The organism is Pseudarthrobacter sp. MDT1-56 (assembly GCF_059383555.1).
The window spans coordinates 53,318-59,795 of sequence record NZ_JBWZCK010000015.1; the positions used below are offsets into that span (position 1 = coordinate 53,318).

Sequence of the window (6,478 nt, forward strand, 5' to 3'; positions counted from 1 at the left end):
CGATGCTGCCCTGGGCTCGCTATTGATTCAAATAATATCCATAAAGAGCCCTACTAGTATACTTAGGCGGCGTAATGCTGTCAGGGCAACATCACGCGGGCTACCTGAGTTGATCCGAAGGGATGCTGTCCCTTGTCCGCCCTTCGACGATCTCCTCCACTTTGTGCTCGGCTTCCTCCAGCTTTCGCTGGCGGGGGACCAAAACGGTCACGACTGCGCCGACGAGGGCTACGGCCCCATAGATATAAAACGCAGTGGCCCCGCCAATGCCTGCGGCAGCCAGCCAGCCACCGATGATGGGTCCTAGTATCCCGCCGAAGCGTCCCACACTTGCGCACCATGCCACGCCAGCGGCACGGGCATTGGTGGTGTAGTAATTCGATTGGAACCCATAAATCAGGACCTGGGTGCCCAGTGTGCCTACCCCGGCGAAGGCGATGAAGGTGAACAGCAAGGGCAGCGGGAAGCTGAAGGTCATCAGCACCAGGCTGATAGTCGCCAGAACAAAGGTGGAGGCGATGACCCGCTGGGGGCCGCCCTTGTCAGCGACGCGCGAAAGCAGCAGACCGCCCGCGACGGCACCCAGGTTCAGCGCCAGGGGGAAGAACAGGGAGTATGTGCGCCCGTAGCCGTAGCCTTCCATGATTTTCGGCAACCATGTGTTCAGTCCGTAAGTCAGGAGCAGGCCACAGAACGACATCACACCAAGCAAAATGGATGGCACAGCGAACTGCCGGGAGAACACTGCAGCGAAACCTGTTTTTTGCGATGCGGCGCCCACCTGTTGAATGACCTGTTCCTCGATAAGCGGAACGCCAGTGCGTTGGGAAGCAGCCTGGGCTTCCTGCTCACGGCCGCGGGCCAGCAGCCAGCGCGGAGACTCAGGGAGCTTGAACCACGCGATGGGCACGAGGAGGACGAGGGGTAGGGCGCCGATCATGAACAGCCCGCGCCAGCCGATGTTATTGAGCAGCAGGATGCCCAGGATTGATGCTACGACGCCGCCTGCGGGGATTCCGGAATACACAATTGCGTTGTAGAACTGACGCCTTCCGGCGGGTGCGAATTCAGCCATGGTGGCGCCGGCAGTAGCGATAACCACTCCCAGGCCAAGCCCGGTAACAAACCTCAAGGCTCCAAAAGCAGTGACGCTGGTGGCAAAGGCCGTGACGAACATGCCCACGGAGAACCAGGCGATGCCCAGCAGCATCAGCCGGCGCCGGCCGAAGAAGTCGCCGACTGCGCCGCAGATCAGGGAGCCCACGAGGACTCCGATGAGTGCCCAGGACCCCAGGAGGCCAGCGGCGACTGTATCAAAAGCGCCGATCTGGCTCGGGTCCGCAAGCAGTCCCGGAAGGACGGTGCCGTAAATGACGAGGTCGTACCCGTCAAACAAGAGGGCGGTGCAGATGATGAAGGCGACCCAATTCGCCGTGCGCGCCTCCCTTTTTGGATTTTCGGCTATAACGGCATGCGGTTGTGTCATGATGCCAGGTCCTCTCTGCGCGAAGTGAAGGCGGAGCGGCGCACGAAGGATCTTCAGGGCCGTCTTCCGGTTGCTTTCAGCCTGACAGAGGTGTGACTCGAGTCATATGAGGGAAATACCCGGCTTTTCGCCCGGGGGTCATTCATATACCGCAGATATCAAACAGCCTTATTGGGGAGCCGTGGCCCTGGCAGTCCCGCCCGTCTCAATCCATACGATCTGGATATGGGACAGCGGGGCAGGAACGCTGGTCCTCGTACTTGCGCGTGGATAGGCTGGCAAAATGATCAAGCCCGCACGCCTTCACTCAGACCTGTCCCGCCTCGGCAGGGAGTCTGACATGTTCCTGGCCACCGTTGAATCCCTTGTCGACGACGAGATGACCGCTCCCTCGCTGTGCGAGGGGTGGACGCGCGCCGATGTCATCGCCCACGTCACCTCCAACGGACGCGCTTTGGTAAAGCTCATCGACTGGGCCACCTCAGGCGAGGAGCGCCCCTTGTATGCCTCGCCGGACGCACGCTCCCAGGAGATCGCCGCCTTGGCCGCTCTCCCGCGGCAAGAGCTCGTCGGCGAACTGCGGGAGTCGGCCCGGCACTTTGCCGAGCAGGCACAGCGGCTGGGCGGGGGGCCTGCGGCCCCTGAGGTGCAGCTCAATGGCAGGGCGCTCCCTGCCACGTCCATCGTTGCGCTCCGGATTGCCGAGTTGGTGGTGCATCACCATGACCTCGACACTGCCTGGACCATCGAGGAGGCCGACCCGGATTCGCTGCTGAACGCCCTCGAAGCCGTGGTGCATTCGCTCCGGGCCAAAGGGTCACCGGGAATGACGTTGGTGACCGAGGAACGTGACGAGTGGGTGATCGGCGACGGCGGTCTGCGGGTTGTGTCCGACCGCGAAGGCCTGCTCCAGTGGCTGGCCCGCGGGGACGCCGAACATATTGACGTGGACGGCCCGGTGCCGGTGCTGCCATCCTGGTGAGAGGACGTGCGGTGGCACAAGGCATGACTGCAGCGGTCCAGGACATGGAGGCGGAAGGAGGTCGGGTGACGGCCCGGGTGCCCGTGCCCGATTCAACGTTGCCTGCGGCTGGCAAAAAGAGGGTGTGCACAATGTGCACACCCTGGGCTGTGGATGGGGTCGTACCGGTGCCGGACTGGGCCGGATTGCGGAGGTTTTCGGGGGAGTGGCGGAATTACTAGGGCTGGAACCCGGTTCGAGTCCCACCTCGGGCACAGTGTTTTCCCTGTTCAGGGGATTCTTTGGAGTTTCTTCGTGTGCACATGGTGCACTCTCTCGCCTCTGACCTGATGTTCCGGGCGTGTGGACCCCGGAAACGGCCTATTCGGTTGTATGGGGGAGCGGCGGCCCACGGCGGACCGGGTACCGCCCTGTGGGGTCTCTTCTGGGTATTCATCCTCGTCCGTCCTTCCGTCGGGTTTTCGCGTTCACTACTTCATGGTGGCTCGGCCGCGTACGACATGACTTGCTGATTGTTCTTCAGTTTGGGCTAGGCCACGGAAATCGGTGCCTCATCGAGGTGCCGGCGAAGAAGCGGGTCTCCGGCCACCTGGGTACGTATGCTCTGTTATCGGCGTTTGGGCAGCGAATTCTCGGTGACAGTTGATGTCTCTCCCATCGCCCAAACCTTCGAAACCGAGGGAGCCCGCCGGGGCCGGGCTCCCAGGAAAATCGCCAGCCGAGCTCGCGCTCAGGGGTGATGAGCTCCGTCGCTACCCTAAGACCCATGCCATCAACGTGACACAGCCTGCGAAGCCTGTAGCCGTAATTCCCTTAGAACAGCGGCCAGGGCACCGCCGACATCTCACCGCTCGGGGCCGGAAACCGCTCTGCCAAGCGCAACCGGGCGCAGCGCGCGGCGAGCGATGCGATTTCTTCGGCGCTGAGCAAGTCCGCCAGGTTTCGGCCCAGCCCACCGTTCAGCCCTTCGCTGACACGATCGACGCCGTCGCGTTCCTCGGCGGTCAGAGCGTCTCCCAGCCATCCCCACAGCACCGTGCGCAGCTTGTGGTCACGGTGAAAGGTGAGCCCATGGTCCACGCCGTACCGGTGTCCGTCTGTCATGGCAAGAATGTGGTCGCCCTTGCGGTCGGCGTTGTTGACGACCATGTCGAACACCGCCATGCGTCTGAGCGCTGGCGAGTCTTCGTGAATGAGGGCGACCATCCGTCCGTTCTCATCTCGTCCCTCGAGAACGTGTTTCCAGCCCGTCTCCGGCATGTGGTCCGTCGCGACCAGGTTCACGGCGCTTTGGGCGGGGTCTTGCTCCTGCCAGAGCTGCACCATTCCTTCGCCCATCGGACCATCGCGCAGCCAGGTGTGCGGCACGACGTCCCAGCCGAAGACCTGCGAGACCAGGTAGGCGGCCACCTCCCGGTGAGCCAGGGTGCCGTGGGGAAAATCCCACAGCGGACTTTCGCCTGCTATCGGCTTATAGACGACCACCGCGTCGCCGATGCTGCCCAGAAATGTAGCGTTTGAAGCCGTCGTGATGCGGCCGGTGAGCGTCAACTCGGCGGTCACTAGGTCCGGCGCTGGCATCAGACCTCGGGAAGGGTGCAGATGTGCCCGTCGGCGTCCATGGGGTAACCGCAGAGCGAGCACGTCGGACGCCCGGCACCCACGATCTCACGGGTGCGCTTGGCGAATGCGCGGGCGGTGCCGACCGGCATTCGCACCAGCAGCATTTCGGGCTCGTTAGCGCCGTCCTCATCAAGCGATTCGTCGTTTTCATCAACATCGACATCGGTGATGGGGTAGGCCTCTATTACGACCTGGGCCGTGGTTGGGTCCCAACCTAAGCTTATGGCGCCGGTGCGAAACTGCTCCTGAACGGCCTCGAGCTGGTCATTGTCGACAAGTTCAATGGGAGTACTCGTGGGAACGCTGAAGGGGTTGCCCTCGACGGTGATGAGCTGGTCGAGAATTTCGTCGATCTTCTCCGCGAGCAGAGCCGACTGCTGCTTCTCCAGGGCAATACTCACGATCTGCGTCCCTGCGCGCACCTGCAGGTAGAACGTGCGCGCCCCCGGAAGGCCAATGGTGCCAACGACGATCCGATCAGGCCAGGCAAACTCGTGAACACGTTTAGGCATGTCAGTATTTTAGGCACATGAGGTTCATGGCGCCTTTTGCCCTGCACCGCCGCCCACCGGCGCATCGCCAGAGTGGATGCCGTTGGACAGCCAGGACAGATCACCCGCGTCGGTGTTGGTCGCGTAGACGCTCGGCCGACTGGCGCCGTAGCGCACGATCGATACGGAGGCGGGGCCCACGTTAATACGCTGGAACAGGTCAAGGTGCATGCCGAGCGCGTCGGCGAGGATTGACTTGATGATGTCACCGTGACTCACCGCCACCCACACGGCCCCTGGCCCGTACTCGGCTTCAAAGGCTGCATCGTGGCGTCGAATCGCTGCCACCGACCGGGCCTGCATCGCGGCCATGGATTCACCGCCGGGAAAGACGACGGCGGACGGTTGCGACTGCACAACCGGCCACAAATCCTCGGTCGCGAGATCACTGAGCGTGCGGCCCTGCCACCGGCCGTAATCGCACTCGGTGAGATCGAGATCGACCGGCGCGTACGGCGTGCCAGCCTGGCGATCGAGGATGAGCTGGGCGGTCTCCTGACAACGCTCAAGAGGGCTCGACACCACCCCGACTACGGGCACGGCCGCGAGCCGGTCTCCGGTCAGAGCCGCCTGGTCGCGCCCGATCTGGTCCAGGCTGACGCCGACGGCCCGACCGGCCAGCAGTCCAGTGGCATTGGCTGTGGTGCGGCCGTGCCGCACGAGAATAACTGTCGCCATCCACCCAGCCTAACCACCCGCTCGATGGCGGTCCCAGATTAGAACGACCCCGCCGCATCAACCGGCGGATCGAGGCTAAGGCTGGAGGAGGGCGGTTCGGACGCTATCGATATACTCGCTGGATGCGGATCTGCCCAATAGATCTTGTCGACGTGCTGGTCTATCTCGTGGTGCTGGGTGTGTTCATCCAGCTGTTTCCCGACGTCATATCCGAAACATTCCTGTTGGCGCTCATGACGGCGATCCTGCTGAAGGTCGTCCTTGGAGTCGTGCTGTGGGCGAAGAAAAAGATCGTTGCACGGATCCGGTCGGCTGATACTCGGCGGGTTCGAATCGTCAGCGCGATCACCCTGTTGCTGGTGCTGCCAGGGAGCAAGTTCATGGTGCTCGGACTGGTTGACCTGGTGTTCGGCGACGCTGTCCGTCTCGGCGGCTTCTTTCAGGTGACTGCACTGATCATCGTTCTCATGCTCGCGCGAGGTGGCGTGCGATGGGTGTTCAGACGGACCGACGAGAGGGCGTCAGCTTAGTCGGGGCCATCGTGACGTGGGCGCCAAGTTTTCAACTGTGCGCAGTAGTAGCGGGCCCACCAGGTTTGTGATTTGGTCGGTGGCCGTTCCGGTCTGACGGCTCCCTCTCTTGGTTTGGGCAGTGGTGTTACTGCGTACCTCTTCATGGCCGGGAGCGCTTGGAACTGCATGACGCGCGGCAACTGGGGGATTGCACCCTGGGCGTGCGGGAGGCCGCCGAACATCACATGGCTGTAGTCATTCAGTTGCCGTTTCGCATCGGCATCAAGCTGGTTGTCGGTAGCCGGGGATCGGAGACCGCGACGACGGCACAGTATCCACGACTTCGTGCCGCGCGCCGTCCCGGCCGCGGAGACCTCATAGCAAGCCTTGGCCGCCAATTGCCTCCGGATTTCCAGGGAGTTGCCGCCTCCACCGTTAAGTCGAGGGGCTCCTACGGCTCAGATCCATTTCGGTGCGGCCGGAGCTGCACCGTCGGTGGTTGCGGTGCCGGGTCCGGTGGCGGTGACGCCGCCGTGGCCGCGGCCGGCGGCCCATTCGACGACGGCGGCCAGCGGTCCGGAGACGGCTGTTGCCGACTGGGCCGTGGTGTCCCCGAAGGTGAGGCCGCGGTCCGTGACCTTGACCA

General features: G+C 63.1%; 6 protein-coding genes and 1 pseudogene. 2 read left to right on the plus strand and 5 right to left on the minus strand.

The features are described 5' to 3' along the window. Nucleotides 1–100 precede the first annotated feature (100 nt). Nucleotides 101–1,486, minus strand: coding sequence for an MFS transporter (locus AC50YC_RS18190; RefSeq protein ID WP_494954695.1), 1,386 nt, complete (start codon nucleotides 1,484–1,486; stop codon nucleotides 101–103). Nucleotides 1,487–1,769: 283 nt separating this feature from the next. On the opposite strand from AC50YC_RS18190, the gene AC50YC_RS18195 reads away from it, so the two are divergent. Beyond that, on the plus strand, nucleotides 1,770–2,468 hold the full coding sequence (locus AC50YC_RS18195) for a maleylpyruvate isomerase family mycothiol-dependent enzyme (RefSeq protein WP_494954696.1): 699 nt from the start codon (nucleotides 1,770–1,772) through the stop codon (nucleotides 2,466–2,468). 813 nt (nucleotides 2,469–3,281) lie between these two features. On the opposite strand, the gene AC50YC_RS18200 is transcribed toward AC50YC_RS18195, so the two are convergent. The 3 genes from AC50YC_RS18200 to AC50YC_RS18210 are packed head-to-tail and all read right to left on the minus strand — an operon-like array spanning nucleotide 3,282 to nucleotide 5,320. Then, the gene (locus AC50YC_RS18200; RefSeq protein ID WP_494954697.1) at nucleotides 3,282–4,049 is read right to left on the minus strand and encodes an SCO1664 family protein; all 768 of its coding nucleotides are present in this window, start codon (nucleotides 4,047–4,049) and stop codon (nucleotides 3,282–3,284) included. Beyond that, complete coding sequence (locus AC50YC_RS18205; RefSeq protein ID WP_494954698.1) at nucleotides 4,049–4,603, minus strand: DUF3090 domain-containing protein; 555 nt, start codon at nucleotides 4,601–4,603, stop codon at nucleotides 4,049–4,051. Before AC50YC_RS18205 ends, AC50YC_RS18200 begins: the two co-directional genes overlap by 1 nt. A gap of 24 nt (nucleotides 4,604–4,627) precedes the next feature. After that, nucleotides 4,628–5,320, minus strand: a complete 693-nt coding sequence (locus AC50YC_RS18210) for an MSMEG_4193 family putative phosphomutase (RefSeq protein ID WP_494954699.1) — start codon at nucleotides 5,318–5,320, stop codon at nucleotides 4,628–4,630. Between the two features lie 152 nt (nucleotides 5,321–5,472). Here AC50YC_RS18210 and AC50YC_RS18215 point away from each other — a divergent pair, with 152 nt between their 5' ends. Next, a complete protein-coding gene (locus tag AC50YC_RS18215; protein ID WP_494954700.1) occupies nucleotides 5,473–5,850 on the plus strand; it encodes a hypothetical protein in 378 nt (125 codons plus the stop codon). A 440-nt stretch (nucleotides 5,851–6,290) separates the two neighbouring features. On the opposite strand, the pseudogene AC50YC_RS18220 reads toward AC50YC_RS18215, so the two are convergent. Then, nucleotides 6,291–6,478, minus strand: a pseudogene (locus tag AC50YC_RS18220) (maleylpyruvate isomerase); the annotation flags it as partial.